General features: G+C 61.7%; 25 protein-coding genes and 1 riboswitch. Of the genes, 4 read left to right on the forward strand and 21 right to left on the reverse strand.

From position 1 onward, the window contains the following. Window position 1: 1 nt before the first annotated feature. From KQI26_RS11960 to KQI26_RS11990, 7 genes are all read right to left on the reverse strand, one after another. On the reverse strand, window positions 2-1,648 hold the full coding sequence (locus KQI26_RS11960; protein ID WP_216504606.1) for a collagen-like protein: 1,647 nt from the start codon (window positions 1,646-1,648) through the stop codon (window positions 2-4). Between the two features lie 13 nt (window positions 1,649-1,661). Continuing rightward, window positions 1,662-3,512: a hypothetical protein gene (locus tag KQI26_RS11965; RefSeq protein WP_216504607.1), complete on the reverse strand. Its 1,851-nt coding sequence runs from the start codon at window positions 3,510-3,512 to the stop codon at window positions 1,662-1,664. 3 nt (window positions 3,513-3,515) lie between these two features. After that, on the reverse strand, window positions 3,516-4,100 hold the full coding sequence (locus tag KQI26_RS11970; RefSeq protein WP_216504608.1) for a hypothetical protein: 585 nt from the start codon (window positions 4,098-4,100) through the stop codon (window positions 3,516-3,518). A 732-nt stretch (window positions 4,101-4,832) separates the two neighbouring features. Then, complete coding sequence (locus KQI26_RS11975; RefSeq protein ID WP_216504609.1) at window positions 4,833-6,251, reverse strand: RsmB/NOP family class I SAM-dependent RNA methyltransferase; 1,419 nt, start codon at window positions 6,249-6,251, stop codon at window positions 4,833-4,835. A gap of 251 nt (window positions 6,252-6,502) precedes the next feature. Continuing rightward, entirely contained in the window at window positions 6,503-7,090 is a 588-nt protein-coding gene (locus KQI26_RS11980) for an ECF transporter S component (protein ID WP_216504610.1), read from the reverse strand. A 136-nt stretch (window positions 7,091-7,226) separates the two neighbouring features. Next, on the reverse strand, window positions 7,227-8,021 hold the full coding sequence (locus tag KQI26_RS11985; RefSeq protein ID WP_216504611.1) for a type III pantothenate kinase: 795 nt from the start codon (window positions 8,019-8,021) through the stop codon (window positions 7,227-7,229). A gap of 438 nt (window positions 8,022-8,459) precedes the next feature. Further along, on the reverse strand, window positions 8,460-8,708 hold the full coding sequence (locus KQI26_RS11990) for a helix-turn-helix domain-containing protein (protein ID WP_118747863.1): 249 nt from the start codon (window positions 8,706-8,708) through the stop codon (window positions 8,460-8,462). A gap of 114 nt (window positions 8,709-8,822) precedes the next feature. Here KQI26_RS11990 and KQI26_RS11995 point away from each other — a divergent pair, with 114 nt between their 5' ends. Further along, window positions 8,823-9,254, forward strand: a complete 432-nt coding sequence (locus KQI26_RS11995; RefSeq protein ID WP_216504612.1) for a hypothetical protein — start codon at window positions 8,823-8,825, stop codon at window positions 9,252-9,254. Between the two features lie 268 nt (window positions 9,255-9,522). Here the strand turns inward: KQI26_RS11995 and KQI26_RS12000 are convergent, their stop codons facing one another. From KQI26_RS12000 to KQI26_RS12025, 6 genes are all read right to left on the reverse strand, one after another. After that, a complete protein-coding gene (locus KQI26_RS12000) occupies window positions 9,523-9,897 on the reverse strand; it encodes a hypothetical protein (protein WP_216504613.1) in 375 nt (124 codons plus the stop codon). Window positions 9,898-9,930: 33 nt separating this feature from the next. Continuing rightward, complete coding sequence (locus KQI26_RS12005; protein ID WP_216504614.1) at window positions 9,931-10,767, reverse strand: hypothetical protein; 837 nt, start codon at window positions 10,765-10,767, stop codon at window positions 9,931-9,933. A gap of 25 nt (window positions 10,768-10,792) precedes the next feature. Then, complete coding sequence (locus KQI26_RS12010) at window positions 10,793-11,242, reverse strand: hypothetical protein (RefSeq protein WP_216504615.1); 450 nt, start codon at window positions 11,240-11,242, stop codon at window positions 10,793-10,795. Window positions 11,243-11,314: 72 nt separating this feature from the next. Beyond that, window positions 11,315-12,622 (reverse strand): phage terminase large subunit, encoded by a 1,308-nt coding sequence (locus tag KQI26_RS12015; protein ID WP_216504616.1) that lies wholly within the window; start codon window positions 12,620-12,622, stop codon window positions 11,315-11,317. A gap of 400 nt (window positions 12,623-13,022) precedes the next feature. After that, on the reverse strand, window positions 13,023-13,271 hold the full coding sequence (locus KQI26_RS15600; RefSeq protein WP_118428279.1) for a hypothetical protein: 249 nt from the start codon (window positions 13,269-13,271) through the stop codon (window positions 13,023-13,025). Continuing rightward, a complete protein-coding gene (locus KQI26_RS12025) occupies window positions 13,255-13,692 on the reverse strand; it encodes a hypothetical protein (RefSeq protein ID WP_216504617.1) in 438 nt (145 codons plus the stop codon). Before KQI26_RS12025 ends, KQI26_RS15600 begins: the two co-directional genes overlap by 17 nt. A gap of 107 nt (window positions 13,693-13,799) precedes the next feature. Between KQI26_RS12025 and KQI26_RS12030 the strand changes: the two genes are divergently transcribed. Continuing rightward, window positions 13,800-13,946 (forward strand): hypothetical protein, encoded by a 147-nt coding sequence (locus KQI26_RS12030; protein WP_216504618.1) that lies wholly within the window; start codon window positions 13,800-13,802, stop codon window positions 13,944-13,946. Window positions 13,947-14,588: 642 nt separating this feature from the next. Beyond that, window positions 14,589-15,797, forward strand: a complete 1,209-nt coding sequence (locus tag KQI26_RS12035; protein WP_216504619.1) for a cation:proton antiporter — start codon at window positions 14,589-14,591, stop codon at window positions 15,795-15,797. A gap of 283 nt (window positions 15,798-16,080) precedes the next feature. On the opposite strand, the gene KQI26_RS12040 is transcribed toward KQI26_RS12035, so the two are convergent. The 4 genes from KQI26_RS12040 to KQI26_RS12055 form a co-directional block, all read right to left on the reverse strand. Continuing rightward, entirely contained in the window at window positions 16,081-16,635 is a 555-nt protein-coding gene (locus KQI26_RS12040; protein WP_118747871.1) for an energy-coupled thiamine transporter ThiT, read from the reverse strand. A gap of 101 nt (window positions 16,636-16,736) precedes the next feature. Next, window positions 16,737-16,847: riboswitch (TPP riboswitch) on the reverse strand. Window positions 16,848-16,992: 145 nt separating this feature from the next. Further along, complete coding sequence (gene sigG, locus KQI26_RS12045) at window positions 16,993-17,763, reverse strand: RNA polymerase sporulation sigma factor SigG (protein ID WP_216504620.1); 771 nt, start codon at window positions 17,761-17,763, stop codon at window positions 16,993-16,995. A gap of 442 nt (window positions 17,764-18,205) precedes the next feature. Continuing rightward, the gene (gene sigE, locus KQI26_RS12050; protein WP_216504621.1) at window positions 18,206-18,949 is read right to left on the reverse strand and encodes an RNA polymerase sporulation sigma factor SigE; all 744 of its coding nucleotides are present in this window, start codon (window positions 18,947-18,949) and stop codon (window positions 18,206-18,208) included. Next, on the reverse strand, window positions 18,946-19,794 hold the full coding sequence (locus KQI26_RS12055) for a sigma-E processing peptidase SpoIIGA (protein ID WP_216504622.1): 849 nt from the start codon (window positions 19,792-19,794) through the stop codon (window positions 18,946-18,948). The genes sigE and KQI26_RS12055 overlap by 4 nt, the downstream gene beginning before the upstream one ends. Window positions 19,795-20,364: 570 nt before the next feature. Here KQI26_RS12055 and KQI26_RS12060 point away from each other — a divergent pair. Next, window positions 20,365-21,480, forward strand: a complete 1,116-nt coding sequence (locus KQI26_RS12060; RefSeq protein WP_216504623.1) for a M20/M25/M40 family metallo-hydrolase — start codon at window positions 20,365-20,367, stop codon at window positions 21,478-21,480. Window positions 21,481-21,770: 290 nt separating this feature from the next. Here KQI26_RS12060 and KQI26_RS12065 read toward each other — a convergent pair whose 3' ends face one another. From KQI26_RS12065 to KQI26_RS12080, 4 genes are all read right to left on the reverse strand, one after another. Then, window positions 21,771-23,933 carry a transglutaminase domain-containing protein gene (locus tag KQI26_RS12065; protein ID WP_216504624.1) on the reverse strand — a complete coding sequence of 721 codons (2,163 nt, stop codon included), beginning with the start codon at window positions 23,931-23,933 and terminating at the stop codon, window positions 21,771-21,773. Then, window positions 23,930-24,898 (reverse strand): DUF58 domain-containing protein, encoded by a 969-nt coding sequence (locus KQI26_RS12070; RefSeq protein ID WP_216504625.1) that lies wholly within the window; start codon window positions 24,896-24,898, stop codon window positions 23,930-23,932. The genes KQI26_RS12065 and KQI26_RS12070 overlap by 4 nt, the downstream gene beginning before the upstream one ends. Continuing rightward, window positions 24,898-25,866, reverse strand: a complete 969-nt coding sequence (locus KQI26_RS12075) for a MoxR family ATPase (protein ID WP_118747878.1) — start codon at window positions 25,864-25,866, stop codon at window positions 24,898-24,900. The genes KQI26_RS12070 and KQI26_RS12075 overlap by 1 nt, the downstream gene beginning before the upstream one ends. 336 nt (window positions 25,867-26,202) lie before the next feature. After that, a complete protein-coding gene (locus KQI26_RS12080; RefSeq protein WP_216504626.1) occupies window positions 26,203-26,496 on the reverse strand; it encodes a permease of phosphate ABC transporter in 294 nt (97 codons plus the stop codon). Window positions 26,497-26,856: the final 360 nt, after the last annotated feature.

The raw sequence follows: 26,856 nt of genomic DNA on the forward strand, positions 1-26,856 counted from the left end.
GTCACCTCACGATCCGCAGTTTCAAAGGCAGCTCCACGGTGGGCTTTTTGTCGTAGCACACCGCCTGGAGCACCCCCTCTTCCGTCCAGAGCCTGCCCACCAGGCCCCAGGCTTGCAGCCGGGCCCGGTCTGTGTCCACCGTGCCGGTGAGTACCACATCGGCCAAAGGCTCATGGCTGGCGCTCAAGCCCTCCACGGCCACCTGCTTGGTGTAAGGCCCTTCCCCTTGCCAGTCCGTGCCCAACAAGGCTTCCAGAGTGTAACTCTTCCAGTCCTCCGGGGTCAGGCCGCTGTCTGTGGGGTTGCCCTCCTGATCCAGAGCGGCCAGATGCCCCGCCGTGGGAGAAGCAGCCCGGTTGGCCTTTTGCTCGATGGCGGCCAGGCTCTGCTGGAACCGGCTTTCGCTGCCCTCATATCCTCCGGCCTGGGCGCTTTCATAGGCCGTGGTACCCCGTTCTCCCTGAGGGCCGGTCTCCCCTTGAGGGCCCCGTTCTCCCTGGAGTCCCTGAGGGCCTTGGAGACCCTGGGGGCCCTGGGCCCCGTCTGCACCGTCGGCCCCCGGCTCGCCCTGGGGGCCTTGGGGGCCGGTCTCCCCCTGGATGCCCTGAGGCCCCTGGAGGGGGCCCAGCTCCTGCCACTGTGCCCCGTCTTCCTGCCAGATGTAAATGGTGTTCTCCTGAGCGCTTCCCACGGCATAGGCATCCCCCGGCGAGCCGGCGGGATGGGCGCTTTGCAGATTTTCCAGGGTGTCATACCGGGCCAGCACGGTGAAGCTGCGGCCATCGGCTCCCGCCGGGCCCTGGAGGCCCTGCTCGCCCTTTTCTCCCTGAGGGCCCTGGGGCCCCCTCTCTCCCGGTTCCCCTGCGGGGCCTTGGGGGCCGGTTTCCCCCTGGATGCCCCGCTCGCCCTGGATGCCCTGCACCCCTCGCTCGCCCTGAGGGCCTTGGGGGCCGCGCAGTCCTTCCGGGCCTTGGGGCCCCTGGGGACCGGTGAGACCCATAGGCCCTTCCGGACCACGGGCGCCGGTTTCCCCCTTCTCCCCCTGAGGGCCCTGGGGCCCCCGGATGCTTTGGGGCGCCGGGGCGGGGGGATCGCTTTGCAGGCTCCAGGACAGGATGCCTGCGCTGTTTAAACGGGGCACGAACACCGGCCCTTCCGGGCCTTGTGCTCCTGTGGGGCCCTGGGGGCCGGGGATGCCCTGTTCCCCCTGGACGCCCTGGATGCCGTGGACCACCGTCACCCCGTTTTCGTCGGTGACCCGGCTCTGGGTGAAGCGCAGCCGGCCCCGCTGGGGCAGGATGTTCCCCTCGGCATCCAGCACCAGGTGTCCGCCGGAGGAGGCGGCCACCCAATGGGAACCGTCCTTTGTCACTTCCATCTGGCCGTCGCCGTTGAGGCGCAGCGCCCGGATATTTTCCGACAAAGGGGCATTGTCCAGCGTCATTCCCAGGGCGGCGCCGATCTCCCCGGCCCCGGTTTCGGCCATCAGGGCCTCCAGCAGGGCGTTGAACCGCTGGGCCACCACTTCCTTCACCAGCCGGTCGAACACCTGCTTGTTTTCCTGTGGCTCACCGGTGAGCCGGTCGGGGGCCGAGGCCACATCCTTGCCCGCATAGTCCTGCTCCAGGATCTTCAGTTCTTCCAACATACTCTCGCTCCTTTCATTTCACATTCCCTTCCTTGGTAAAGCGCTTGACGATGCCGTATACCCCGAAGCCCTCGTTGAGCCCGTCGTTTTTCACGGTGATCTGCAAGGTGAGGTACCGGCCCACCCGGGAGCCGAAGGGCACCACCCGAGGGGCGTCGTTTTCGGTGAAATCCATGCGGCTGAAATCCAGTTCATCCCAGCTCCAGATGTCCATGGTGCTGTAAGAAAGGTCCCGGCCCAGGTCTTTTTCTGTACGGATGTTCACCTTTACACTGCTTCGCAGATAAGGCTTGATCATGATGCCGCTTCCCCGGCGCATCATGGTTTTGTACTGGGTGAAGCTGCCGTCGTCGTCGGCCTTGGTGCTCCAGGCGCAGGGGATGGGGACTCCATCGTCGCTATAGCGTTCCATGCCCGGAACATCGGTGCTGAACCGGCAGAGGCGGCCATCCTCGGTGCCGAAGAACAGATCCTCTCCCCGGGCGGCGATGCACCGGGCCGGGATATTCTCCCAGTGATAGCACTCGTACACATAGTCCCCCATGCTCTGGCTGCGCCAGGATTTTTCCTGGCCGCCGTCCAGCAGGTAGCACCTATTTCCCAGGGCCAGCACATACAGCCCCCGCCACACCGTGGCCGAAGCATTTTCCAGCCCGTTCTCCCCTTTCAGGGCGCTGTCGATGAAATAGCTCCGGTTCTGCACCGCCTTTTCCTCGCTGACGCTGCTGGTGCACAGACCGAACACCCCCTGAGGGGAGAGAAACAGCGGTTCATCCAGCAAGGTGGCGAAGGCATAGGGGGACACGGCCCCCACGCCGCTGACGCCCTGGCGCACCGGGTAGATGGTCTTGCCGTCCAGCAGACTCTCCTGGCGGAGATAGACGGTGGCCTCCTGCTGGGAGGGGGCCTTGACGACGGCCTGGTAGGAGCCGATGGCGCAATAGCCCATAATGGGGGTATCGCTGCCCACCCGGGTATAGCCCAGGTCGGGGAAATAGGTGGGGTCGCCATAGCCCGAGCGGTAATCGAAGGAACGCTTTCCCGGGTTGCCGCTGAGGAAGGCGCAGCCTGCGAACACCGAGCAGATGGTGCACTCTTCGATGATACTGGCCTGATCGGTCACATCGAAGGCGATCTCCAGGTTATCCCGCCCGGCCACCTGGGGTTTGGGAGGCGCGGTGTTGAACCGGATGAATTTCCGGTTTTCGTCCACCATGAATTGGGTGATCTTCTCCCCATCCAGGGTACAGGTGATGGTGTCCAGATCGCTGATGACCCCGTCCAGGTAATAGTCCCGGGCCGAGCCGTCGCAGCAGAAGCTGTTGCGGCGGCGTTTGGTCAGCATATTGCAGGCTTCGTAATCGGTGCCGGCCCCTCGGGGGCTGCGGCCGATGGAGGTGAGGGGCACATAGGCGTGTTCCTTCACCCGTTCGCACCAGGGCAGCGGCCCTTCCTCCTTGTTTTCCCGCAGGCGCATCAGCTCTTTGCCGGTGAGCAGGTAAAAGGCCCCGTCCATGGCAAAGCCCCGGGAGCGGGCGCTGCTCAGCCCCTGCCAGATGATCCGGGGGGATTCTCCCTCCACCTGCTTCCAGGTGTAGATGGTGTCGCCGCCGTGGATGACCAGATAAGGCTCCCCGGCCATCTCCCATTCGAAGATGCCGTTGATGGGTTTATTCAACTGAAAGAGGGTGCGCCAGCCGGGGCGTTTTTCCGGCATACCGCCGGCATCGGACACCAGGTTGGGGGCAAAGGGGGAGCGGCTGGGGTCCACCAGGGCCGGGTCGGTGGAAAAGTCCACCCCCCGGAACCGGGCGTAGCGGGTCTGGTACATTTTGGGCTGGGAGGGTACTTTGAATTGGGCCATTTGTTATTGCCCCCTTCCCCACCCTGCCCAAGGCAGGCTTTCAAACTCCGCCGTTCCCGGCTGACGCCGCCGCTCCCGGTGGTTCAGCTGCAAAAGGTCCCGGCCGCTTTCGAACTCATTGCGCCAGATCACGGCCAGCTGGGCATTGTCGTGCTTGTACAGCTGGGAGGCGATGTAGAGGGGCAAAAGGGACAGGGCTTCCGGGGCCAAAGTGAAGGTGTGGTCGTCGGGGGTGTCCCCGGTCACCGGCTCCTCCAGGGCCCAGTAAGCCACCTGGTAGCGGCCGGGGGCCAAAATCAGGGTATCCCCCTGGCGCACATAGGAGCCGATGGGCCGGAGCCCTTCCTCCTGATGCTGATAAAGCCGGTCCAGCTCCCAGCAGCAAGGCAGGGAGGAAAGCTGCAAGAGGGGTGTGTCCTCGGTCACCTCCACTTCCTCCTGGCGGCAGATGGGTTTTCCGCCGGTGGCCAGAAGGTACAGGCCCTCGTTGGCCGCGGGGATCATCCGGCTTTTGTATTCTTCCGCCAGGTCCTGGTCAGGCCCGTCCAGCTTGTGGAGCACGGCCTGTTTGATTTCTCCCCAGTTCATTTTTCTCATCTCCTTTCCCCTTCACCTTATCACTTCCAAACGGTATTTTTCGTGCGGAGTGCCTCCGCTGGCATACTGCGCTCCCGCGCTGGGCAACACAACCAAGCTAAAAGAAAAAAGCTCTCCTTTTCAGGAGAGCTTTTTTATTTGAACGCTGCCAGGATTGCACAATAGCCCCTTCCGGCGGAGCCGGAGCACCGAGGCCCGCAACCCATACAGCCGGGGAGAGTATGTTCGCGGCGTCACGCCGCTTGCCCAGCGCGGAAGCGCAGTTTGGGAGCGGCGGCTCGCCGCAGCCCCCCTTGTGCAAAGGGGGGACAGACCGTCGCAGACGGTCAGGGGGGATTGACGGCAGCCAGTGTGGTGAATGATACCAGCCGCCGGGCGTGGGCATCGTCAGCCAAGTGCCCTCAATCCTTCAGTCGGCGTTCGCCGACAGCTCCCTTTGCACAAGGGAGCCGTCTTTGCTGCTCGACATACAACCGGCCACCCCGAGTGGATAACAAAAAACTCCCCCGATGGGGGAGTTTTTTGCTTTTCACTTGGTTCTATAATCCAGCGCGGAAGCGGTCCGGTGCCCGGACAGTCGTTCCTCTCTTTGCTTAAGTGGACACAACCGGCCTGGTTCTATTGCCGGACCGGCCCAAAAGAAAAAGCCCTCCTGAGAAGGAGAGCTTTTTTTCTTTGGACGCCGCCAGGATTGCACAATAGCCCCTTCCGGGTGATGGTTTATCACACCCGGAGCACGGGGGCCTCCGGCGCATCCCCACCGGAGACAGGAACGGCTGTCCCGACACGGGACCGCCGCAATGCTTTGGGATAATGGTTTTTGGCCTGGCCGCCGGAGACCTTGCTCCAGCCCAGGGGGAAGCCCATGAGGCGCACCGGCTGCCAGCCGTTTTCCCCTTGCCAGGGGATGGCTTCGCCCCGGAGAAATGCCTCCGCCCGGCTGTCCTCCAAAGAGAGAGCCACCCCGTTTTCGCCCCGGGGCAGAGCCAGCGCCAGGGCGTGGGCCGGCTCCAGCCGTCCCTTCCGCAAAGTGCCCAGATGCAGCCCGGGCCGCAGCACCCGCAGCCCGTTCAGCTGGGGCGTGCCCTCCGGCATCTGATAAAGCTCACTGCCAAACAGACAGAGCCGCCCTTCCTTCTCCGGGAAGTCCGGCAGGGCGCTCTGGCAGAACTCCAGCCACTCCCGGGGGGCCTTCACCCCCGGCTCTTCCGGCAGAAGGGCCGCCGCCCCTTCCCCCGCTTTCCGCAGCTTTGCCATGAAATGCCCTTCGCCCCGGATTTTGTGGGGCCAGAGCCGGGCGGTTTTCCGCAGTTCCTCCCCGCCCCCTAAAAAATCCGGCCTTCCCCGGTCGAAACCGGGGAAAAAGCAGGCGTCCTCCAGGGTGTAGTCGTGATTCGCCAGGAATGCCGCCACCGTGCCCTCGTTTTCCTCCGGGGCAAAGGTGCAGGTGGAATAGACCAGCACCCCGCCCGGGGCCAGCAAAGCATCGGCCTGCTCCAGGATCTCCATCTGGCGGCTGCGGCACAGGCGGATGTTGTCCATGCTCCACTGCTCCAGAGCGGCCGGGCTTTTGCGGAACATCCCCTCGCCGCTGCAAGGGGCGTCCACCACCACCCGGTGGAAAAAGCCGGGCAGATGCCGCCGGAGATCCTGGGGGGCCATGCTGCACACCAGGGCGTTTGTCACCCCCATGCGCTCCATGTTCTGGCTGAGCACCTTGGCCCGGGCGGGATGGATCTCGTTTGCCACCAGGATCCCCTGGTTTTCCATGGCGGCGGCCAGATAGGTGGCCTTGCCCCCAGGGGCGGCGCACAGATCCAGCACCCGTTCTCCCGGTCTGGCTCCGGCCAGCACTCCCACCCCCATGGCGGAAGGCTCCTGGATGTAGTAAAGGCCCCCTTCGTGGAAGGGATGCAGCCCGGGCCGGGCCGGTTCTTCGTAATAAAACCCTTCCGGGCACCATTCCACCGGCGTCAGAGGAAAGGGCAAAACCTCCCGCAGTTCCTGGAGCGTGATCTTCAGGGTGTTGGCCCGCAGGGCCAGATGCCGCCCCTCCTGCTCATATTGGGCAAACAGCTCTCCGGCCTCCTCTGTTCCCAGAAAACCTTCCATCCGTTCTTTGAATCCTACCGGCAGCTCCATGGCCTTTGCTCCTTCCTCTTCTGCTGTTTTTTGAAAACAATGGGTTTCTCTTTTTCCCTTGAAAAGGGAAAAGCCCCGGCAAAAAGGGGCTTTTCCTATGTCTCGTGTGTCCCGTATCGGGTCCGGTGTCCGGACGGCCAAGCGGTGCTCCCGCACCAGACAGATTCAAATGGCAAAGAAAGTATGAGTGCAGCATGATGCTGCACCCATTTCTCTTTTTGTCTTATTGCATCCAACCGGCCCTTTTTCGATCACTTTGCCCGGCGGAGGATCCGCTGCAAGGGCTTGCACACAGCCACGGCCACCACAGCAGCGGCCAGCATTTCCAGCAGGCAGTTGACACCCACCAGAGCGGCCAGCACCGCCTTCAGGGGCAGGGACTGGAAGAGCACCGACAGCAGCACCAGCACCATCATGGAATGGCAGAAAGTGGCCGCCACGGCGCTGATGCCCATGGACAGAACGCCATTCTTGATCTTTTTGGAAAGCAGCAGATAAAGCCCGCCGGCGATGACGCCCAGCAGGATCCGGGGGATGATGCACATCACAATGGAGCTCACCGGCTCGCCGCTGAGGAAGGGAGAGAAGGCCATATCCGCCGGGCTGGCCGCGGCGGTGGACGCCTTGATCATGCTGAAAACACCGAAGCTGAGGCCCAGGATGCCCCCATCCACCGGGCCCATGAGCACAGCGCCCACGATCACCGGAATGTGCATCAGCGTGATGGAGATGGGCGGCACCAGGATGAAGCCCAGAGGGGTGAAGGTGAGCACCGCCTCCAGGGCGATCAGGATGGCCAGCTGGGCCAACCGCAGGGTCTTCCGGTTTGTGTTTCTCATAAAATTTTTCCTCCTTGCTGCCGCTCCGTCCTTTTGCCGGATGCGGCGCAGTCATGTATTCGCAACGCCTCACAAGGCGTGGCGTTCTGTGAAATAGCCCCTGATCCAATGGATGAAAAGGTGGATAGCTTGCCAGTTATTTCGCAGGTTTATCCCCTCGTTTTTCCCGATGGCGCTCATAGATCAGGCGCAGGCCCCTGAGGATCAGGTCGGGTTCGGTGCGGCACTCCCGGCGGCACAGCGGGGCGATCAGGGGCGCAAAAGTGCCGGTGAGGATCAGGGACACATCCTCCCCCAATTCCTCTTCCATGCGCTTTGTCATGCCCTCCACCAGGCAGGCCGTGCCCAGAAGCAGGCCGCTTTTCATGCTGTCCACCGTGGTTTTTCCCACGGCGCCGGGGGGCGGCGTTTCCAGGTCGATCCAGGGCAGCTGGGCGGTGTGCCGGGCCAGAGACTCCAGGGAGATCTTCATCCCCGGGGCGATGGATGCCCCCCGCACGGCCCCCTGCCCGTCCATGAGCACGAAGGTGGTGGCGGTACCCAGGCTGCACACCACCGTGGGGCCCAGTTTCATTTCCCGGGCGGCCACAGCCTGGGTGACCAGGTCGCTGCCCAGCTGGGCGGGGTCGTTGATGCGGATGGGAAGGCCGGTTCGGAGCCCTGGCCCCACCACCAGCGGGCGCACATGGCAAAGCCGCTCCACGGCCTGATGGATGCCGAAGGTCAAAGGCGGCATCACCGAAGAGAGGATGGCGCCCTCCACCTCATCCGCCCGGCAGCCGAAGAGCCCCAGGGCCGACTGGATCTTGACGGCGTATTCGTCGGGGAGGATCTGGGTGTCCACCCGCATGCTGGTCTGCATCCACAGGCTCCGGCCCTCGTAAAGGCCGATGCGGATGTTGCTGCTGCCGATGGCGATGACTAACAGCATTTTGTTCCCCTCCCCTGTTTTTTTCCGTGGGTTATTATAATATCCCCGCTCCCCAAAAGTCAAGCGGCGAGCCGCCGCTCCCAAAACTCGCTGAAGGCTGTATGCGTTGTTTGCAACCTTGCTCCGGGGCTGGCGGGCCACCCCCGGCAGGGGCCAGGATGCAATCCTAACCCAGTGACACAGAAAGGGCCAGTCGTGTCCATCCAGGCAAAGAAAATATGGCTGTCCCGACACGGGACCGCTCCCGCGCTAAGCAATAGAACGAAGATTGGTTGGATGCAATGAAGCAAAGAAAAGCCTCCCTTGTGCAAAGGGAGGTGGCGGCGAACGCCGCCGGTGGGATTGTGAAACGGGGTAAACCCACCCAGCCTGGTTCTGTTTCCCAGCGCGGGAGCGCAGTATGGCTGTCCCGACACGGGACCGTCACGCTGCTCCGCATCAAATCTCGTCATCCAGCCCTGCAAAAAACTCATCATAGGTACAATGATAGATTTTCCGCAGTTCAATCAACACACTGGCCCGGATATTCAGCTCACCGGCTTCATATTTGGCATAGGTAGTCCGGCCAATGTCACAGCCACGCCTTTGCAGCTGGGCGCACAACTTTTCCTGGGAAAGCCCTCGATCCATCCGCAGCCTGCGAAGATTGTCCCCCATATTGCGGTCACGCCGAATTTTCTGCTCCATGTTTTCACCCCATCTTGGAATGACCAGTATTGGTTGCAACCGCTATCATCGTATGCTATAATGAAGCAAAATATTGACCGCTATACTGGTCAATTTCTTAGGGAGGTGGACTATTTGGCAGCGTGTACTTTTTTCGGGCATCAGGACGCCCCGGCCTCTGTGATGCCCCGGCTGCGGTCGGTGCTGGTGGAGCTGATCCAGCAGCGGGGCGTGGATCAGTTCTATGTGGGACGGCAGGGGGATTTTGATGCCATGGTACGCAGAGTATTGGTCGAGCTGGCCGAAATCTACCCTCACATCTCCTATGCTGTTGTGCTGGAACGGCTGCCCACCCAAAGGGATGCATGGAACCCTTTGCCCTGTGACCATACCCTGTTCCCCGAGGGCCTGGAAACCGTGCCCCCACGCTTTGCCATCCATCACCGCAATGAGTGGATGCTGGGCCACTCCGATTTTGTGGTGACTTATATCACCCGGCGGAGTGCCTCCGCTGTCGTTCCTGTCTCCGGTGGGGATGCGCCCGGGGCCTCACTGCTCCGGGTGTGATAAACCATCACCCGGGCCCAGTGCCTGGGCAGTCATATTGCGCTCCCGCGCTAGGCAATAGAACCAAGCCAAAAGAAAAAGCTCCCCTGCGGGGAGCTTTTTATTCGCCATTGTTCTGCGTTGGCCTGGGACTGCACCTTGGCTCCTGCCGGTGTTGGCTCGCCAGCACCGGAGCACCGGGGTACGGCAGCTCATAAAGCCTTCAGCGAGTTTTGGCCGTGGCGGCTCGCCAGCGCGGGAGCGCAGTTTGGGTGCAGCGTCACGCTGCCTAGGTGCGGATAACCGCGAACTTGACGCCGGCGGCGGTGCCGGAGAAGGGAGACTCCGGATGATCGCCGTCGCACAGCTTCAGCACAAAGCCGCCCTTGTTCTCCCCTTCCAGCTTCTTAAAGCGCATGCTGTCCAGCACCATGGCCACTTCCTGGCCGGTTGTCACCTTGCCGTGGAAGGGGCCGATGCTTTTGCGCAGGCCGTCTCCGGCTTCCACCGTAACGCCGCAGTCTGTGCCGCTGTCGTTGCGCACCAGGATCACCGTGCGCTCGTCCTTCCCCGCCGGGGCCCACAGCTCATTTTCCCCGGGGGTATACTGGATAGCGGGGGACAAACCGTCCCGCACGCAATCGGTGGCCGTGATCTTTGTCATGCAAATTCCTCCTTTATTTTATAAGGTGCTTTATCAGATCTTGTCTTCTGCGCCGTAGCCGCACTTGATGACGCACATCTCATCGGGGCGCACCACCTTGGCGCCGTAGACATGCAGGCCCTTGAGGGCATCCTCGAAGCTGTCCTCGGGGCGGTAGGCCTCCACCTGGCTCATATTCTCCACAAAGGCAATGGCCCGCTTGGTGCGCAGGATGCAGCAGTCCTTGTCCTCTTCTTTGCAGAGATTATTGGTCATGTACACGCTCACATTGAGCCACTTGCCCACTCTTCCCACGAAACCATTCTTGAAGGTATCGCCGTTGGGATTGCCGTAGATCACATCGGCCAGCAGCATTTTCTCCAGAAAATCGGGGGAAACTTCCAGGCTGAATGCGGCGTTTTTGGGCACATTGTTCTTATAGAGTGCTTTGATGGCGGCAGTGACGGTGCTGAGCACATTGCCGGAAGTCAGGCTCGCCTGCTCCACCGCCTGGCCGGCTTCGGGATAGAAGCTGTACACATAGCGGTCGGCAGCCTCAGAGAGGGCCAGGTTGGCTTCCTCCCGGAGAGCGGCCATCAGATCGCCCTGGGCCTGGCGCTTGTCGATATCGTCCACGCCGAAGTTGAAATACTTCTGCTGGTCGATCTTGATCAGGGTGCTCTGGTCTTCCCAGCCGTCCCGGGTCAGCGGCTCGCCCTTCACATAATCCCGGATGTTCACCTTGCCCACACCGTTGATCTTGATCTCCTCGCCATACTTGGCATCGGAGCGGTAACGGGCGTCGGACAGACGCACGGCCACATTGTCGTTTTTCAGGGACTTGAGCATCTGGGCGCTCCAGACGGTGGGAATAAAATTGCGGAAACTCATAAGGATTCATTCCTCCTCTCACATGTTACCAGCGGCGCTGGCTTTTTTCGATTTTTTTCAGATTCTGCTCCACCTGCTCAGGGGTCATGCGTCGCACCTCGTCGGGGGCGAAAAATCCTTCCTCCCCTTCGCTCTGGCCGTCGGCGGGGCCCATCGTGGGGGGCGTCTCCGGCCGCATGGCCTCTTCCGCCTGGCGGATGGCCAGAAAGGCAATGAGGGGATCAATGCCCATGCTGCGCAGCTTGAGGAAATCGTCCCCCAGCTGAGGGATGCTCTCCGGGGCCATATCCGGAAAGGCCTTGCGCAGTTTCTCCAGATCCTCCCGGAACACCCAGTCCCGCTCCCTCTGACGCAGGGCCTGGAGCTCTGCCAGCAGCTGGGGAAGATCCTGTTCCATTCCCCCGGAAGCCGGGGCCCCCTGGGGCTTCCTTTCCTCCTTCTGAGGCAGGCTTTTGGTTTTGTCCTCTTTGTTCACCCTTTTTTCCTCCTTTCGTATTGGCGGTCTTGCCGCTAAGGGTATGATATCCCGTCCAATCGGTCTTTTTCGTCAAATCGCTCGCACCCGGTCTTTCTGCTTCTCCCCCTTGAAGTGGAAATCCTCCGGCAGAGGGCGCAGTTCCTCGGGCCTGGGCGGCCGGGGCCGTCCTGCGGCAAAATACCGCAGGGCATCGGGGGCGTGGGTCACTTCATGGGGTTCGGTGGCGGCGTCTCCCCCGCCGTTCGGGTCAAAACGCAGGGCCTGGAGGGAACGGATCAGGTTGTGGCAGCAGGGAAACACCGTAAGGGCCGGGCCATTTTCTCCTGGGCGCAGCCATTCTTTCAGATCCATCCAGCCGCTTTCCCGGGCGTTTTCCGCCCTCTGGAGCCAGATCCCCTGCCCGGCGAAAATTTCGGCCACGCTGCGGCCGGTGTCCTGCCGCCGGTTCCACAGATCGGGCGGGGCCAGAAAGCACTCCACCGGCTCATGGCAGTCCAGGATCCGCTGGGCGGCCTGAGAGACGATGAGCCCGCTTTCGTAGATCTCCCGGTAGACCACGGCCTTTCCTTCGGGGCTGAGGGCGATAAAATACCCGGCCAGCATATCCAGGCCGTAGTCCATGGCAAAATACCGCCGCCAATTTTCCGGAATGGAGAAGGGCTGACACACATGGGTATCCTCCTGGAACTCCGGGAAAAACTGTCCGGCGAACTGATCCCATTTTCCTTCCAGCCAGGCCTCCCGCAATCCTTTGGGCAGGCTTTGGAGCATCTTCACATACCCCGGGTCGCTTTTCATCAGCACTTTGTTGTCATAGACCCGGGCGGGGATGAAGGTGTAGTCGGCGGGGTTTTCGGCGCCCCGGTATTCCTTGTCCACGAACAGGCGCTTGACCCAGCTATGGCCCACGCCGCCGGGGTTGCAGGTGAGATACATCCGCTTGGGAAAGGGGTTGGCCCCCCGCAGGCAGGCGGTGAGGGTGGAAAACTGGTACTCGGTGAACTGGGTGGCCTCGTCCAGAAAGATCACATCGTATTCCTGGCCCTGGTACTGAAGGGTGTCCCCTTCGCTGGCGCAGTAGCCGAATTTGAGACGGCTGCCGTTATGGAACACCAGAGTTTTTTCCAGCTCTTTGTAGTCGGCCGCTGGTTCGGCCATGGTGCGCAGGGGCAGGATGTGGTTTTCCCGCAGTTCGGGATAGCTGCGGCGAAGCAGCAGCAGACGGATGCCGTCATAGTGCAGGGCCATGAGCAGGGCTTTCTGCCGCACGGCCCAGCTTTTCCCGCCGCCCCGGGCGCCGCCATAGGCGACAAAGCGGGTATCGGCCCGCAAAAATTCCCTCTGCCTGGGGGATGGCTGTTTTAAAATCAATTTCATTTCTCACTCTCCTTGCAGCGGTCCGGTGTCCGGTGGCCGGACGGCCATACTTTCTTTGGTCCGGTGGCCGGACGGCCGTTCCTCTCTTTGCCAGATTACACACAACCATCCTTTTCTATGGCACCCTGCTAAGATTGCATCCCAGCCCCTACCGGCGGAGCCGGAGCACCGAGGGCCGCAAACCATACAGCCGGGGAGAGTATGGCGGCGGGGACACCCCGCTGCCGGGCGCGGGGGCGCAGTATGGGAGCGGAGGCACTCCGCCTGCCGGGCGCGGGAGCGCAGTATGACAGCGGAGGCACTCCGCCGGCGGAGCCGGAGCACCGAGGGCCGCAAACCATACAGCCGGGGAGAGTATGGCGGCGGGGACACCCCGCCTGCGGAGGCACTCCGCCGCCGCTCACCGGGCGTCTTTTTCCGCTTCTTCTTCCAGCACCACTTCCAGCCGGTGTTCCTCCTGGGGCGGGAGCAGCTGCTGGGAGCGGCCATAAACCCGGTTGAGCACCTCCTTGGCGCAATCCAGCCGGGCCGAGCGGGGGGTGTCCTCCTCCTGCAGCGCCTCCAGCAGGAGCCTGGCCGCCAGAGGACTGGCCTCCACCAGGATCTTCCGGGCCTGCTCCTGGGGCGGCTGCTTACTTCTGGGCGACACCGGCCTTCACCTCCTTCTGCTGTCTTTTGAAAAAGGCCTGGCTTTGCTTGCGAGGGGTCTGCTCATCGCAATAGCCCATGCGGAAGGCCACCTGCTGCCAGGTGAGGCACTCCAGATAGCGCAGAGAGAGCAGCTGCCGGGTCTGGCTGTCCTCCACGCCCTGGATAAAGTCCTGCAAGGCCTGGGCCTCCTCCAGGCATTTTTCCAGATGCCGGGCGGCGCTTTCCTCCAGCTCACGGAGCTGGACGGCATAGCGTTCCTGGGCATCCTGGGGCGTCAGGGATGGCAGTCCCGGCGCCTGCCGCACCCTCCCCTGCTGGAGGGCCCGCAGCTTTTGCAGCCGATTTTTCTGCTGGATGATCTCCCGGTTGATGTGCCGGAGATGATCCATTCGTTTCTGATCCATTGGTTTGTTTTTCATATTTTTCCTTTTCCCTCCATTTCTTTGTATGCAGGCGGTGTATCGGGATTGTTTTTCCAGGGTTTTTCCCCTGCTTTCGGCACAGAATAGCTGTGAGGTGAAGAAGTATGAACAGCGCCATCCATCGGGATTTCCCCGATGTTTTTGCTCCGGATCATCATCCGGGCTATTTTGCACCCGGCGTCCTCACCCGGCTGTCGCCGCCCATTCATCAGGTGGTGACCCAGTCGGTCGTGGATCAACCCCCCGGCTAGGCAGCGTGACGCTGCACCCAAAACTCGCTGAAGGCTGTATGCGCCCGAGGCCCCCGTGCTCCGGGTGTGATAAACCATCACCCGGAAGGGGCCAGGGTGCAATCCTGGCAAGGAGCCGCAGAAAGGCCGGTGCGATACACTCCAGAGCCGGTCCCGTGTCGGGACCGGCTCTGGTTTTGCAGGGATATAACGATTAAATCGTAATTTATGGGCAGAATACCTCCCAGGTATACTCTCTTTGCCTTTCTATACACAACCTGCCCAGCGCGGGAGCGCAGTATGACTGCCCAGGCACTGGGCCGCTACTACGATTTAATTGTAATCTTTCTTCCTTTCCTTGTCAAAGGGGCCTTTCGTCCATCGGGCTGCGCCCTTTGTCCGGCCTTTTGCACGCCTTGTGCGCTTTCCTCTCCCCTTTGCCTTGTTTTCGGGCGATGGTGAGAAAATAAGCGCCGATTTGTTATCTTTTTGACAGTCCTCGCCCCTATTTTGCCCCGCATCGCCCGTCTTTTGCCCTCCATCCTAACATTTTTCCCTTCATCGCCGGAATTTTGTGCAATCTGCGCTTGCGCCGGAAAGAAAAATATGAGATACTCATGCTTGTTTTTTTCAATTCAATATATTGATGAAGGGATGGTTCCCATGGATTATCGTTTTTTGCTTTCACTGGCCATCATTCTGCTGTCCACCAAGGTGTTCGGCCTGATCTCCCAACGGGTGCAGCTGCCCTCGGTGGTGGGCGCCCTTCTGGCGGGGCTTCTGCTGGGGCCCACCTGCCTGAATATGGTGGTGGAAACCGACTTTTTGCTGAAAACCTCTGAGCTGGGCGTGATCTTCCTCATGTTCCTGGCCGGTCTGGACACCGACCTGAAGGAGCTGAAAAAAACAGGGCTCACTTCCCTGTTCATCGCCGCCTGCGGCGTAGTGGTGCCCCTCATCGGCGGCGCTCTGTGCTATAAGCTGTTCTTCCCCCAAGCCACGGGTGACGCCATGCTCCGGGCGGTGTTTGTGGGCGTTGTACTGGCGGCCACCTCGGTGTCCATCACCGTGGAGACCCTGCGTGAGCTGGGCCGCCTGCGCGGCAAGGTGGGCACCGCCATTCTGGGCGCAGCCGTCATCGACGACATTCTGGGCATTGTGGTGCTCACCATTCTCACCAGCTTCACCGATCCCTCGGTGAAACCCCTGATGGTGGTGGGCCGGATCATCGGCTTTTTCGTGCTGCTGGCCCTGGTGGGCTTCGTGGTCTACCGGCTGTTCCGGAAGCTGGGCAAGGCCTATTACAACCACCGGCGCATCGCCATTTATGGTCTGGTGTTCTGCCTGCTTCTGTCCTATGCGGCCGAGCATTTCTTCGGTATTGCCGACATCACCGGCGCTTATTTTGCCGGACTGATCCTGTGCAACATCGCCGAGGCCCAGCCCTACATCGCCCGGAAGATCAACATTGCCTCTTATATGCTCTTTTCCCCGGTATTTTTCGCCAGCGTTGGCATTGAGACCGATCTTCATGGCTTCACCCTGTCCCTCTTCGCTTTTGCTCTGGCCCTGACTCTGGTGGCCATTCTCACCAAGGTGATCGGCTGCGGCCTGGGAGCCAAGCTGTGCAAGTTCTCCGCCCATGACGCCCTGGCGGTGGGTGTGGGCATGATCTCCCGCGGCGAAGTGGCTCTGATCGTGGCCCAGAAGGGCGAGCAGGCCGGGCTGGTGGATGCCTCCCTCTTCCCGGCGGTAGTGGCCATGGTGATCGTCACCACGCTGATCACCCCTGTATTGCTCAAGCTGGTGATGGGCCGCTCTCCCCTCCCCGCTCCCGACGAACCCACCCTCACTGTCAAAAGCGGCGACTAGGCAGCGTGACGCTGCACCCATACTCTCCCCGGCTGTATGCGCCCGGGGCCTCGATGCTCCGGCTCCGCCGGAAGGGGCTATTGTGCGATCCTGGCAGCGTGGTCCGGTGCCCGGACGGCCATACTTTCTTTGCTTTTCTGCGTACAACCGGCCCGGCGCGGGAGCGCAGTATGGGAGCGGAGGCACTCCGCCAGCCCCTTGCAAAAACTCGAAAAAGTGGCCTAAGCCACTTTTTCGACACGCTCAACAAAAAAACCTCCCATCAGGGAGGTTTTTTGTCTGTTTATCCGTTGGCTTTTGGCAGCTTCACAAACTTCACCAATGCGGCCACGGCCAGGGCGTTGATAATGGTTTCGGGGATCATAAAGGTGCCGTTATAGGTCAGAGACCAGACCCAATCGGGCACAGCGGGATCGCCGGTGTGCCAGATGATGATGCCCGAGAGGAAGTGGCACAGAAACCGGATGACGCACACGGCCACCGTGGCCACGCCTGCGCCCACCACGGCATTTTTGAACCGGCGGGCCACCAGGGGCGCCAGACCCAGCAGGCCGAAGGGCAGCACATAGTCCAGCATCACCACCAGAAAGAACCACAGCAGCGTGCGCACCGGCGGAGCCCAGAAGCCCTCGATCATCTGAATGACGGCAAAGACCAATCCGGTGAGCAAGCCCCACTTGGCGCCATAGCGCAAAGCGATGAAGATGATGGGGGCCATACAAGCGGCGGTCACCGAGCCGCCCAAGGGCATCTCCCACACCTTTACCATGGCCAGCACGGCGGCCAGGGCCACCATAATGGCGCTTTCGGTCAGTCTTCTTGTGTTGTTTTTCTGCATCGTACCCATCCTTTCCCTGCCCGAAGGCAACAAAAAAAATCGCGGGAACAATGCCCGCGATGAAAGGCGGCGTGATGCCGCTGCCATACCCGGCAGCAGAATGAAGCCCATAATGATCTCTTCCTACGCTGGCATTACCCAGATCAGGTTTGAGGGTTGACGGTCTGTCCGTCTCTCAGCCGGCATGAAAACCAGCACCCCTGTCCACTTGTCATAGGAAGTATACTCCACCCTCCCCCATTTGTCAAGCGGAGTGCCTCCGCGGGCATACTCTCTTTGCCTGGGTGAACACAACCAGCCTTCGTTCTGTTGCCCAGCGCGGGAGCGCAATTTGGCCGTCCCGACACGGGACCGCTGCTAGAGTTGTTTTTTGATCTTTTCGATGACGCCCTTTTCCAGGCGGGAGACCTGGGCCTGGGAGATGCCGATCTCCTTGGCCACCTCGATCTGGGTACGGCCATCGTAAAACCGCAGGGCCAAAATCCGCTTCTCCCGCTCGCTCAGACCGCTCATGGCCTGCTTCATGGCGATCTGCTCGATCCAGCTGTCGTCGGTGTTTTTCGGGTCCCGCACCTGATCCATCACGCAGATGGCATCGCCCCCGTCCTGATACACCGGCTCATAAAGGGAAATGGGGTCGGAGATGGCATCCAGGGCAAACACCACTTCTTCCCGCTTCATGCCGATGGCCTTGGCGATCTCCTCCACGGTAGGCTCCCGCTGGTGTTCCCTGGTGAAGGCCTCCCGGGCGGTGAGGGCCTTGTAGGCGTTGTCCCGCAGGGAGCGGCTCACCCGCACCGGGCTGCTGTCCCGGAGATACCGGCGGATCTCGCCGATGATCATGGGCACGGCATAGGTGGAAAACCGCACATTCAGGCTCAGATCAAAATGGTCGATGGACTTGATCAGCCCCACGCATCCCACCTGGAACAGATCGTCGGCTGCTTCTCCCCGGCCGCCGAACCGCTGCACCACCGAAAGCACCAGCCGCAGATTCCCGGCGATGAGCTTCTCCCGGGCCTGCTTGTCTCCGCCCCTGGCCTTTTCCAGAAGCTCTCTGGTTTCTTTTCCCGTCAAAGTCGGCAGTTTGGATGTGTTGACGCCGCAGATCTCCACTTTTCCCTGCATTCGTGTTCCTCCCTTTTTTTGTTACAGACAGTATTGCCTGAAAAGAGAGAACTAATACCCAGAACACCCGCTGCGGCGGGTGTTGCCCCAGGTTTCTTCCCAGCGGCGAAAGCCGCCGGGCCCCTCCTGGGCCATTGGCGGCGTGTTATTTTGGCACAAGGCCAAAATAACTTGCAAGCCGTCAGGCGACGCCGCCGCTGGGTCTCGGGGAAAAACTAGGTTTTTCCCCGACCTTTTTCCAGCCTCCCGGCGGGGTCCCTGCCGAAGCCAAGCGGATACAACCAGCCTTTTCTGTGGCACTGGGCCAAAGAAAAGCCCCCCTTGTGCAAAGGGGGGACAGCATGGCAACGCCATGCAGGGGGGATTGTGAAACTTAGTGCACCAGTTAGCCAGATTCTGTAATTCAGCGCGGGAGCGCAGTTTGGGTGCAGCGTCACGCTGCCTAGAGGGTCATTTCCTTTTTCAGTCGGGAGATGATCTTCTTTTCCAGCCGGGAGATATAGGACTGGGAGATGCCCAGGAGATCGGCCACCTCCTTCTGGGTCAGCTCGTCCCGGCCGCCCAGGCCAAAACGCATGGAAATAATCGTCTTTTCCCGCTCACTCAGCCGGTCGATGGAGCGGCGCAGCATTTCCCGATCGGCGTCGTCCTCCACCGGGCGCATGACGCAGTCGGGCTCGGTGCCCAGAATGTCGGACAGCAGCAGCTCGTTTCCGTCCCAATCGGTGCTCAGCGGCTCGTCGATGGACACCTCCGACCGGGCCCCGGAGTGTTTGCGCAGCACCATCAGGATCTCGTTTTCAATGCACCGGGAGGCATAGGTGGCCAGCTTGGTGTTCTTGTCCCCCCGGTAGGTGTTCACCCCCTTGATCAGCCCGATGGTGCCGATGGAGATCAGATCCTCAATGCCGATGCCGGTGTTTTCGAATTTCCGGGCGATGTAGACCACCAGACGGAGATTGTGCTCGATGAGGGCCTGGCGGATCTCCGGCTCCTTGCCGGTGTAATGGGCCAGGTATTCCTTCTCCTCTTCCGGGGTCAGGGGCGGGGGCAGGCTCTGGGAAGAGCCGATGTAATAGATGGACGGCAGCTGACAAAGCCCTAGCTTTTCCAAAAGCTTCCGCCCCTTCAAGGAAAGAGCGGCCCGCAGCAAAGAGAGTTTCACGCAGTATTCCTCCTTTATCATCCCAAAATCGCCTGGCAGCCTTCGGGGGTGGAGATCCGCCCCGGGGCGATACCGATGAGCACTTCTTTTTCCTCCCGGCCATCCACCAGCATTTTGTCCGGTTTCATGGCCAGGAGCAATGCGCCGGGCTGGCCCACCGCCTGGTATGGCAGCAGCAGGAAGCGGCGGGAGCGGAGCCGTTCAAAGACCTCCGGCCCGTTGTCCCCCCGCAGGTTTTCCAGCGCCTGCCGCTCTTCCCGGGAAAGCAGCGGGACAAGGCAGCTTTTTTCCACCACCATCACCCGTTTCTGGCTCATGGGGTCCCGCAGAAGGTTGCCGGTATCCCGCAGAGCGTGCACCTCCGCCCACTGGCCGCCCACGCAGATCTTTACCCGGGCCGGAGCGGCTCTCCGCTCTCCCCTTCTGGCGGAAAAGGCCAGAGACAGCAGCACATAGGCCGCCCCGAAGGAAAAAAGCAGGCTCTGTATGGGCAGGTGCACATAGGGTACGCCGCCCCGCACCCAGAGCCGGTGACTGCCAGAGAGGGCGGTCAGGGCCATCACGCCGCCGCCCATGGCCATGGTCACGGACAAAAGCAGCAGGCTCAGCCGCAGGGCTTCCCCGGGAGAGCGGACATTGAATGCGGTAAGGCAGAGCAGCAGACAGCAGAGGGCTTTGATGAAAAGGCCCCACAGGCCCTGGGCCGGGGCAAAAAACAGCACAGCCGACAGCACACCTCCCAAAGCGGCGCTGAGCAGCAGCCGGGGCACAAAGCAGGCTTTGCCGCCCAGCCGGCCCACGCATCGCAGCAGGAGGTAGTTGATGCCGAAGTTGAGGAAAAACAGAATGTCCAGATAGACCACCATATCCCCCAGCCTCCTTTCCCCACCAGTATACTCCCTGTCCGCCGCATATTTTGTCGTGGCGAGCCGCCACGGCCAGACTGCGCTCCCGCGCTGAGCGACAGAGCGAAGGTTGGTTGGATGCCGCAGGTCAAAGAAAAAGCCCCCCTTGTGCAAAGGGGGGACAGCATGGCAAAGCCATGCAGGGGGGATTGTGAAGCCGGGCGCACCGGTTAGCCAGGCTGTATGATCGGGTGCGGGAGCGCAGTCTGGCCGTCCGGACACTGGGCCCGGGTGTGGTTATCGTCAGCCAAGTGTCGCCAATCCCCCCGGCGGCGCAAGCCGCCACCCCCCTTTGCACAAGGGGGGCTTTGGGGCCGAGTGTATGCAATTAGCTTTTGTTCTGTTGCCCGGTGCGGGAGCACCGCCTGGCCGTCCGGACACGGGACCGGCAGCGCAGTATGGCCGTCCGGACACCGGACCGCAGTCTGGCCGTCCCGACACGGGACCGGCACCCCGCCTTGAAAAGGGAGAGGAAAACTGCTATACTGGGGCCAGGGAAACCCATTATAATAATGAGAGAAGGTATCATTCATGCAGTTCAACGAAAAGCGTATGCTGGACCGGCTGATGGAGATGATCCGCATCGACAGTCCGTCCTTCCATGAAAAACCCATGACCGATTACCTGGAGAAGTATTTCAAGGACCGGGGCTATGAAGTATACCGGGACGAAGCGGGGAGCAAATTCGGCTCTGACGGCGGCAATGTGCTGGTGCACATTCCCGGCACCATGGAGGGCGAGGCCATCTGCTTCAACGCCCATCAGGACACCGTAGAGCCGGGCCGCGGCATCGAGCCTGTCTACAAAGACGGCAAGGTGACCAGTGCCGGTGACACCGTGCTGGGCGCCGACGACAAGTCGGGCATTGCCATGCTCATGGAGCTTCTGGATGTGATCAAGGAGAACGATGTTCCCCATCGTGAGATGTACTATCTCTTCACCATCTGCGAGGAGCAGGGAATGCACGGCGCCAAGAACTTTGACATTTCCAAATTGCCCTGCCGCAATCTGTACGCACTGGATGGGGCCGGCCAGGTGGGCGGCGTTTCCACCTCCTCCCCCTCCAAGTACGGCATCCGTGCCGTGTTCCATGGCAAAGCGGCCCATGCGGGCATCGAGCCCCAGAACGGCATCAACGCCGTGTGCATGGCGGCCCGGGCCATTTCCCTGGTAAAGTTCGGCCGCATCGACGAGGAGACCACCTCCAATGTGGGCCGGATCGAAGGCGGCGGCATGACCAATGTGGTATCCGATTCTGCCTTCTTCACCGCCGAAGTGCGCTCCCACAGCGAAGAGAAGCTGCAGCACCAGCTGGATCTGATCCAGAAGGCCTGCCAGCAGGCGGCCGAGGAGTTTGGCGGCAAGGCCGAGGTGGAGCTGAGCCACGATTATCCCGCGGCCAAGCCCAACCCGGAAAGCTTCCTCTATCAGCTGAATCTGAAGGCCCTGAAGGCCGAAGGCATCGAGCCTCACTATGTGATTTCCGGCGGCGGCGGAGATTCCAACATCTTCTCCGGCAAGGGCTTTGAGTGCGGCGGTATCTCCACCGGCATGATGGATGTCCACGGCGTCAATGAGACGCTGCGGCTGGATATCTTCCAGCAGGCCTTCAATGTGGTTTACCGCATGATGACCGAAAACCTCTAGCAGCGTGACGCTGCACCCAAACTGCGCTGCCGCGCTGGGCAACAGAACGAAGGCCGGTTGTGTTGACCCGGGCAAAGAGAGTATGGCCGTCCGGACACCGGACCCAGGGTGCGATCCTGGCAGGGTGCATGACAAAAAGCCTCCCAAATGGGAGGCTTTTTTGCTGAATCTTGGTTTGATTGCCTGGCGCGGGACCAGCGTGACGCTGGACCCGTTCCTTTCTTTGCCTTGGCCGGTTGTGTTGACCCGGGCAAAGAAAGTATGGCCGTCCGGACACCGGACCACGCTGCCTAGCGGAGCCACAGGCGCCGGAGGGGCTTTGCCCCCGCCTTGGCATCCTGCTCCATCTGCCGGGCCAGCCCCGCAAGCTCGGCAAGCTCCTGCTCGCTCAGCCCGTTTTTGCTGAAGCAGGCCTTGTCCGCAAGCTGGGAAGCCCGGGGCGGCGCCGGGGCATACTTCTCCAGCGCCTGGATGCGGCGGTAAATGGCCGCGGCCCGGCTGCGGCTGCTGCCGCAGGTCTCCTGCCGCCGCTGCCATCTGGGCCGGAACCAAAGCCATCCTCCCCCGGCTGAAACCAGCACCGACCCCAACAAAATCCCAAGGGGCCATGGGCTGCTCTGCTTTGCTTCCTCCTCCGGGCGTTCTTCTTCCGGCTCCTGCTCTTCCGGCTCTGTTTCCTCCGGTATCTCTTCGGGAACCTCTTCCGGCGTTTCCTCCGGTATCTCTTCTGGAACCTCCTCCGGCTCTTCGGGCACCACTTCGGCCTGCTGGGGAATGGCTCCGCCATAGCCCGGGGTCATCTCCACCGGCAAAAACCCCATCCCGGGCACATAGACCTCGGCCCAGGCGTGGGCCTGGCTGTCGGGCACCGCCAGCCAGGTCTCGGGGGTGATGTCCCCCTCGTTTACCACATACCCCTCCACATACCGGGCCGGAACCCCTGCCGCCCGCAGCAGCAGTACCCCGGCCGAGGCAAAGTGCATGCAATAACCCTTTTTGTTCTCGGTGAGGAAGTACCCCACATAGTCCTTCCCGGGGGGCACCGTGCCGGGAGCGGCATCATACCGGGCCGCCTGCCGCACCCAGGCGGAGATCTTGTCCACCTTGGTTTCCAGCGTATCCTCCGGGGAGACGATGGAATAGGCCAGCTCGGTCAGCCAGTCCTCCAGCTCCTCCGGCACCTGGAGACAGGTATCCTGGGCATATTGCTGGTATTGGCTTTCGGCCACCGCCAGGCTCTGGGGCAAAGACAGGCTCTGGTTCTGGCTCCAGTCGGGCAGGGCCACGGCGGAGACGGCATACCGGGTCCCCGGCCCTATGGAATTCATGTAGCTGTCCTTCACCCGGGTCAGGCTCTCTCCCTCATTCTGCAAACTCACCATGCCATAGGGAAGATAGTAATAATTGCCATTGGGCGCCGCCAGCTCCACCTGCACCCCATAGGAGGCGGTCTCGGGCCAGGTGGCCCGCATGGCCTGGGCCGTCAGGGTGAAGGGGGAAAACTCCAGCTGACCCAGAAAGGCGTCATATTCCAGCGCAGAGCTTTGGGCCCACCGGTCTCCTTCGTACCGGTCGGCGGAAAAGCCCTTGAGATAGAGCTTTTGCGGCTGGGTGCAATAGACCCGCAGGGCGGTCTCCCCGGTGAACTGGAGCCGCCCGGTGTCGTTCAGCTGGCTCTGACCCTTCTTCCCCTGGAAGGGAATGAGCACATTCAAGCTCACCCGGCTGCCGTTTGCCAGCTGATTGAGCTGCAAGCGCAGGCTTTCCACCTGTGGGGAGCGCTGGTAGCCCTCCCGGGGGCAAAGCACCCAGGCCAGGCACAACAGCAGCGCCACCCCGGGCAGCAGCAGGGCCCCCTGGCGGAAGGCCGCCCGGGAGCGGGCATGATGGGCACTGAGGGCCAGCCACAGCACCAGGAAGAGCATGGAAAACAGAGCCCACAGAGGCGGGGTGCGCAGCACCACGGCCTGGGCCAGAATGACCCCGCCCAAGGGCAGAAAGGCCGGAACAAACCACCGGTAGTGGAAACTGAGGGCCAGCAGCCCTCCCACCAGGCCAAAGCACACAGTGAGGAAGTGCTCGGCCACCTGCCGTGCCTCAGAAACCAGCAGATCCTGGAGGGGATAGAATTGTTTGACCCCCTCAATGTGCTGGGAATAGACTTCGCTCAGGCTGCACCCCACCTGGGCGCCGCCCTGGATCATTTTTTCCGGGTCATAGAGGCAGTACGCCATGAGCAGCAGGGCCAGCACCAATAGCCCCCGCCAGGGCTTTTTCATCAGCCAAAGGAGGCAAAGGATCAGAAGGCTCACCCAGGCGGCGGGGAGATAGATCCGGAGAAACCCCACCCCCATGGGCAGCAGATCCACAAAGCACCAGACCGCCGCAAACAGCCCCCAAAGGGCGCAGACGGCCTCCCACACCCCGGCCAGCACTTTTTCCCTGGTGGTCACGGCTGCACCTCCCCTTCTTCCTCATCTCCCAGCCAGAAACTCAGCCCTTCCGGCACTTCAAAGGGGCTTTCGGCCTCCTGGGGGGCCGGAGCGGGCTTTTTTTCTCCCAAAGTCCAGAAGAGCTTCTGGAGATCCTCCTTATTTTCCACCGGGAAGCGGTTCACCTCTCCCCCGCCCTGGCGCACCATGGCCAGGCAGGCGATCTCCTGCCCCAGCAGCTCTGTGAGCAGGCCAAAGGCCCGGTCCAGCTTGTTTTGCAGCCCTTCCGGCGTTCCCCGCAGGTCAAAGGCCACCACGGCGCCAGCGCGGCCGCCCCCCTCTGAGCGCACCAGCAAAGTTTGCAGCCGGGCCGAGTTCTTCCAGTGAATGCTGCGGAGGCTGTCCCCCGGTTTATAGGGCCGCACTTCTCCGCCGGTGGGGCTTTTGCCCTCGTCCCCTTCGCCGCCGGCGTCCTGGCCCCGCATTCCCAGGCCCTCGGCCTTTGCGGGACGGCACAGCACCGTTCCCTCTCCCCCTTTCCGGGAAAAGATGGGGAACAACCCCAGCAGATCATAACCCCGGAAATACCGGAGACGGCATTGCACCACGCCGAAGCTCCGGGAGGTAAAGGCGCTTTCCACCCATTCCTCTCCGCCGGCCAAAGGGAAGGAATGGCTTTCCCGGCCCTTCTGGCCGCTGAACAGGTTCTGATACTCCAGCTGAAAGGCCACCCGGCTCAGGGGCAGGCCCCAGGGGGCTTTCAGATGCACCCGCACCGGGCAGGCTGCCCCTCTTCTTCCCCCTTCCGGCGGCAGCAGGACCTCCCCCTGCAGCAAAAGGGCGGTGGGCAGGCTAAGGGCCAGGCTGAACAGGGGCAGAAGCAGGGTGAGCACCAGCACATAGCCCCCCAGCCAGCCGGGGAAGAGCACATAAAACAACGCCGCGCCGCAGAGCCCCATTCCATAGCGCAGCCAACAAAGCGCCATCACCGCAGCCGGGGCCGGGGGGTTTTCTGGAGGATGTCCTCCAGCACCCCTGGGGCGTTCAGGCCCCGGGCCTCTCCGGCGGGAGTGAGCAGCAGACGGTGGGCCACCGCCTCCCGGAAGAGCAGAGCGGCGTCCTGGGGCACCACATAATCCCGCCCCTGGAGGAAGGCCACAGCCTGGGCCAGGCAGGTCAGGGCGATGGAGGCCCGGGGGCTGGCCCCCTGGCGCACGCCGGGGTAAGTGCGGGTGGCCCCCACCAGCCGGACGATGTAGTCATAGACCTCCGGGCTGATGAAAACCTGCCGCACCTGTTTCTGGGCCTGCTGCAAAGCAGCGGCGTCCACCACCTGCTGGGCCCGCTGGATGTTCCCCTCATTTTTCCGCCGCAGCAGCTCCACTTCGGCGTCATGGCTGGGATAGCCCAGGGAGAAGCGGAGCATGAACCGGTCCAGCTGGGAGTCGGGGAGCAGCTGGGTCCCGGCCGAGCCGGTGGGATTCTGGGTGGCGATGACGGCGAAGGGCTGAGGGATGGGCCGGGTCACCCCGTCCACCGTCACGGCCCCTTCCTCCATGGCCTCCAGCAAAGCGGCCTGGGTACGGCTCCCGGCCCGGTTGATCTCGTCGGCCAGAAAGAGATTGCAGAGCACCGCCCCTTCCTGATAGCGGAAGGAGCCGGTTTTTTGGTCATAGATGGAAAACCCGGTGATATCGGAGGGCATCACATCGGGGTTGAACTGCATTCTTTTATAAGAGAGGCCCAGTGCCCGGGAGAAGGCCATGGCCAGGGTGGTTTTTCCCACCCCGGGGATGTCCTCCAGCAGCACATGGCCCCGGGCCAGCATGGCCAGCAGAATGCGCAGGATGGCGCCATCCTTGCCCACCACTTCCCGCTGCACCTCTTTCAGCACGGCCAGTGCTTCCCCCTGGGCCTTGCCCAAAATTTCTTTCAGCTCCTGTTCTGTGGCCATATCCTGGCTCCTTTCCCATGTTTTGAAAAGCGCCGCCGGGCATTGGGCTCGGCGGCTGAGCGCGTCAAAAAAGTGGCCCCCGCCGCTTTTTTGAGTTTCTGCAAGGGGCTGGCGGCGAGTCGCCGCTCCCATTCTTTCTTTGCTCCGGTAGGTTGTATATGCCCGGGCAAAGAATGTCTGCTTGCAGGGTCACCCTGCCCTTGATAGGTGCAAAAAGCTACGCACAGGTCGCAGCTTTTTGCGGATTGATGAAGGGCAGGGCAAACTATATCCTTTGCCTCATCGGTTCTTGGCAATCTGAAGCGCCGCCGGGCATTGGGCTCGGCGGCGGCTGTTTTAGTCTTCGTCAATTTCGTAATAATCCAGGTAGTCGTCCTCGTCCTCTTCTTCGGCCGCCTGTTCCTCCTTCACCACCTGGAAGAAGCGGAGCATCAGGGGCACAGAAGTAATGAGGAAAACCAGCAGCGCACCCAAGGCAGCTTTTTTCCGTTTTTCCGGGGGCACGCACAGTCCCGCAAGCACGCCCTCGGCGCACAGGCAGAATTTGATGAGGGCCAGGTCTTTCCAGCTGCTTTTGCGGCAGCAGGCATTGGCCCAAGAAAAGAATCTTCCCACTTTTTCGGCGATCATAAAAAAATCCTCCCCTTCCCCTTTTTCTGCGGGTTTTCTCCAGTATACCAAAACTTCCCCTTTTTGACAAGGCGGGTCCCGTGTCGGGACGGCCAGACTGCGCTGCCGCGCTGGGCAACAGAACCAGGGCCGGTTGTTTCCCGGGCAGCAAAGAGAGTTTTGGCCGTCCCGTCACGGGACCGGCTCACCGCCAGCCCCGGAATACCCAGGCACAGCAGCCCATACAGCCTGGGAGAGTATGGCCGCCCTACCCCTATCAATCCGCAAAAAGCCGCGACCTGTGCGTGGCTTTTTGCACTTCTCAAGGGGGGGGCGCCCCGCTGGTCCGGTGGCCGGACGGCCATACTTTCTTTGCTTTTC

Origin of the sequence: Intestinimonas sp. MSJ-38 (assembly GCF_018917925.1) — a bacterium.
Lineage (GTDB): Bacteria > Bacillota > Clostridia > Oscillospirales > Butyricicoccaceae > Pseudobutyricicoccus.